3 protein-coding genes are annotated in these 4,149 nt (G+C 64.4%); all 3 read right to left on the minus strand.

Going from position 1 to position 4,149, the window contains the following annotated elements:
- Nucleotides 1–1,633 (minus strand): transglutaminase-like domain-containing protein (locus tag ACYCZJ_RS16350; protein ID WP_461555287.1); only part of this gene is annotated, 1,633 nt, incomplete at its 3' end.
- A gap of 50 nt (nucleotides 1,634–1,683) precedes the next feature.
- Entirely contained in the window at nucleotides 1,684–3,246 is a 1,563-nt protein-coding gene (locus ACYCZJ_RS16355; protein WP_461555288.1) for a putative Ig domain-containing protein, read from the minus strand.
- A gap of 162 nt (nucleotides 3,247–3,408) precedes the next feature.
- Nucleotides 3,409–4,002, minus strand: a complete 594-nt coding sequence (locus ACYCZJ_RS16360; protein WP_461555289.1) for a hypothetical protein — start codon at nucleotides 4,000–4,002, stop codon at nucleotides 3,409–3,411.
- Nucleotides 4,003–4,149 lie beyond the last annotated feature (147 nt).

Here is a 4,149-nt window from a genome sequence, read left to right on the forward strand (position 1 = left end):
GGGTCTTTTGCGCGAGGAGGCTGTCCGTTGAAGTCTTGACGGCAACCAGCAGCCGGTACTTGTGGCGATCCGGCAGCGCGGCGGTCTCGGCCGGGTCGTTCGCCACCCCGCTCCAGCTGGTGTATTGAAGCACCTCGTACGGCGGAACGATGGGCAGGATATCGAAGCGCTGGCGCTTGATTTCCGATTTGTAGGGCACATCCTCGATGGTGTTGTTGGCGTAGTTAGGCGCCTTGGTCTGGACGTTCGCGACCACTTCTCCTGCCAGCGCTTCCTGCGGCAAGCTATAGTTCCCCTGCCCATCCAGCCGGCTGGCGAGCCAACTGGTGTAGTTGAAGTCGAAGCCGCTGTCGACTGAAATGCCCGCCTGATAGCGCTGGTCCTTGTAGGAAGGATCGAGGGGCACCCAGCGATAGCCGGAGTTGTCTAACCCCGTGCCGCGATAGGCGGCATAGGGCAGGCAGGCTTCGACCCAGACGTGGGCCATGCCGATGCCATTGGCGTATGCGCCGGCGGCCGGATTGCCGTTGTTCGCCAGAATCTGCGCCGCAGCCGCGTAGCTCTTGGCGCCGATCCAGCGCGGTCCGCGCCCGTTGGCGCCCATTGCCGTGCCGTCCAGTACGGCAATGTTGCCGCGCACATAGCGCACGGGAATGTTGGACGCACGGAATAAGGCCGCCAGCAGGCTGGCCTGGTCGGTGGCGCCGCCCGACCGGCTCCACAACGCGCCGAGGCCACCCTTCATGGAGCCGTAGTACGGCTCGAACTTGATGTTCTGGTTGACCCACTCGAACATCCGCACCGGGTTGTAGTCGAGTTGCTTGGCGAGTGCGACGATGTCGGGCTGCGTCTTCGGCGCTTCGGGGGAGTCGGCCAGGTCGGTCTGCTGGTCATATCCGCAGGCGGTGGCTTCCGGCGGCGTGGACGTGAGCGCGACGTGGACGAAGCCGTCGCGGCTGGCGATCTTTTGCTGCATGAGCCAGTACGCGTCCGCGACGAAACGCGGGACGGTTCTGGCGGGCGGCAGCGCCATCGGGGCGACCGGCTCGACGCGGCGCCAGTTGGGCTGCGGCAAGGGGTCGGCCGGGCGCGCGGCCAGCCAGCCCTGGATGCGGCTGGCAGCCCGCCGGGCGCGGGCGTCGAGGTTGGTCTTATCGGCCTTCGAGAGGTCGTCGAGGTCCTGGGCGACGGTATTGAAGCGGGCGAGCAGCTTCTGCTTGAACCCGGCGGCCTGCGCCGCTGAGGTGGTGTTTCCCTGGGCCGTCAGCGCCTGTGTTTCCCGATCGAGCCGGGCCATAACATCGTCGCGCAAGCTGAGCATTTCCTGCCGCCGGGCGGCCGCTTCGGTCTGATGGCGGACGAGGGTGTTCCGAACCTCAAGCGCTTCGACGCCTTTCTGTTTGAGCCGTGTGGCAGCCCGCTCACCGCGGGCTGCCAGGTCCAGATCATCCCGCAGGTGGCGATCCAGCGCCTCCGCCATCGGGTCGGGCCGCCCGTGCTGCGCGGCGCGCACGGCTTTCACCGCTTCTGCCGGAACGGGCGCGATGTCCTTGGGCGGCGCGGCGATTGCAGCCAAGGCTGTGACGCTCATGACGGCCGTCAGAATCAGGCGGTGCAGGGTCTGGCAAGACATGGGGTTGCTCCCTTGATGATCTTTTATTTGTTTGGCTCGACGCGTGCGCGTCAGGCGGATACACGAGCGGAATTCCGGCGCTGCTCCGAAATACGTGCGCCGTGGCGGCGCATGGCGCCAAGCAGCCCTGCCCCCAGCGCCACCAGAGCCCAGGGCGGCACAGGCACATCGCCATCGGAGGGCGACGCCGCGGTCACGTCGATGCGGCCGATGACCAGGGTTTTGGAATTGGTGGCATCCGTGACTTCGTAATCGAAGGCGTAACTGCCCAATGCTGAAGGTACGCCGGAGATCTGGCCGCTGGCTGCCAGCGTAAGGCCGGGCGGCAAGGTGCCGTTGACCGGCACGAAGGTGAACGGACCATTTCCGCCCGGGGCGGACACGGTGTAGTTGAAAGGCATGCTAAGGGTGGCCGACGCGCTGAACGAGGTGGCGTTGATCCCCGGTACGGCATTGGCATTCGGGTCCAGCTGACCCTGGGCATCGGCGACCAGGATTTGGGTGCCGAGTTGCTGTTCAACCACGTCGGGCAGGCCGTCCTGATCGCTGTCGGTGAGCTGAGTGCCGGTGGCGACGGGAAGCGCGACAACGACACGGGCTGTGACGAAAGGATCACCCTTCCAGCTGCCGTCGGTGTTCTGCTGGGCAGCCAGCCAGGTACGGGCGTTGGTGATCGCGGTGGTAGAAGCGCTGTCGCCCTCGGCGGCGAACAAGGCCAGCGCGCGGATAGCCATGGCGGTGGCCACCGGCGCCGATGCTTCCAGGCTGCCGGTCTGCGGGTTGCGCTCGGCGAAGCCGCCGTCGCCAGTGTTGATCTGGTTGATGAGCCAGGTCTTGGCGAGGCCCATGGCGTTGTCGATCGCGCTTGGGGAGGACTTACCGCAAGCAGTGATGGACTGAAAGCGCCCGGCCTGCCCGGCCTGGCGCTGCTTCTTAAGTTCGTAGAGCATGATCGCGGTGGCCATCAGCGAGCCTGTGGAGGCATTTGACGGCTGCCCGTTTTGCGGCAACGCATAGGGCCAGGCACCACTCCATGGCGAGACGGTGAGTTGCGCAGGCAAGATAATGCACAAGAATGTGGCCGTCATATCCAAGGTGTCGTTCGCATAAGACACAGCCGCGCTGCGCAGTGCGCCGTAACCGAGTGCGGTATCCAGTGAGCCTGCGCCATAACCCGGAAAGGCGCCCCAGGTAGTGAAGGTGGCGCCGTTGATATATTGAAGGCTGCCTGACTTCGCAACCGTGGTATTCCGTTCGTCACGGATCGCGCCTGCGACCGTTGTGGCGTCACGGCCTGCAGCGGCCAATGCGGACGCCTGCCAAGCCTGTGAATCCAGACTGCCCCCCGAGGCGTTGGTAAGCCATGCCAAGGCACGCGCGTATTGCGGGGATCGCGTCATGCCGGCCGCGAGCATCGCTTCCACCGCCGCAGAAGTGGATTGCACATCGAGACCATCCAGGCCTGCGAACGACCCATCACCCTTCTGGGTTTGCACCATCCATTTGATCCCTTTGGCGCGCGCGTCATCGACTGTCGCCCGAGCCGGCAAAGCGACGGTCAATGCAAGCAAGAATGAAAATGAATAGGCGATGCGTAGTTGTTGTCGGTTCACGAGCCTTCTCCCAAGGGCTGGACAGCCGGGAGACTACGCAGGCGATGTGACGGGTAGACCCGTCTCATTAGGTGGATTAATAGGCCGGGCGGCTCTTAGACTAAAGTCGTATAGACAGTACTTGGAATTTATGAAACGACCGGATTCATGCGGGTTAGCGCGTCATCTGAGTTTCCACGTCACCACCCCCATCAGCACGCCTATCCCCAGCCTGCCCCCGGACAAGCTGAACTGGTACCAGGCCAGCAAGGGCGAGAAGTCGGTCACCTTCAGGCTGTATGCGAGGTCGTCCCAGGCGGCGGCGTGGAGCGTAAGCGGCAAGTCGATCAGCAGGAACGCCAGGGCAAGCAGCACGGCGAGGCCCGCCCGTATCAAACGGATGGGCAGCCGCCCGGGCAGCGCCGCCGCCATGGCCGGTGCAATGACCAGGGGCTGGAGCAGGCTCCCTACCGGCGTTGAAACCCACACTGAACCCCTGGGGTCGGCCGACAGGACCTGCCCACCCAGCACGAATCCACGTGAGAAGCCCAGCCGAAGCCGGATCACGGTATCTTGCCAGTTGTGCTCGACGCCAAGAAAACGAACATTGAAGCGGTCGTCCATCCAATCCAGCGTGGCATGGGCCAACGGCAACAGGGCCTCGATCAGCGTCGAGCCCCCCCACCATGCCGCGGCCAGGGTGAGTGCAAAGCCAAGGCTAAGCGCCAGCGCGAACCGGCCGGGACTAGGCCAGACGGCTGCGATGGAGGACGGCATAGAAATACAGTGCGACGGCAGCGACCAGCACGGCCGGCAGCACGGTGGTGTGCAACAAGTCGAACAGGCTGCGTTGCTCGCGGAAGGTGTAGAACAAGGCAATAATCCGTGCCTGGTTGAGCGCAAAGATCAATGCCAGCCCGAATG

This window comes from Sulfuriferula sp., assembly GCF_054605375.1.